General features: G+C 58.7%; 1 rRNA gene. It reads right to left on the bottom strand.

Going from position 1 to position 409, the window contains the following annotated elements:
- Positions 1 to 337: 337 nt before the first annotated feature.
- Positions 338 to 409 (bottom strand): 16S ribosomal RNA (locus tag ACOV8S_RS31470); the annotation flags it as partial.

Here is a 409-nt window from a genome sequence, read left to right as displayed (position 1 = left end):
ACCGTGCGCCCTTAAAAACTTGGCCACAGATGCTCGCGTCCACTGTGCAGTTCTCAAACAACGACCAGCCACCCATCACCCCGGGATTACATCCCGAGTTCACTGGGGCCGGCACTGAAGGCGACCGATACGGCCGTACCTTCAGATACCCAACAGCGTGCCCGACCGGCTCACGTCCGGAGATCATGCGTTCCACGCTCCGAAGAGCAGTACTAGCAGCCTCCGACCCGATAACCGGCCGAGTAGTCAACGTTCCACCCATGAGCAACCAGCATCAGACAGTCGCTGATGTACTGGCCTCTGACCGAACCGAAGTCCGGTAAGAAGTGCTCCTTAGAAAGGAGGTGATCCAGCCGCACCTTCCGGTACGGCTACCTTGTTACGACTTCGTCCCAATCGCCAGTCCCAC

This window comes from Streptomyces sp. CO7, assembly GCF_053474865.1.
The sequence above is the reverse complement of the archived record's forward strand: the minus strand, read 5'-3'. Positions and strand labels throughout refer to the sequence as shown.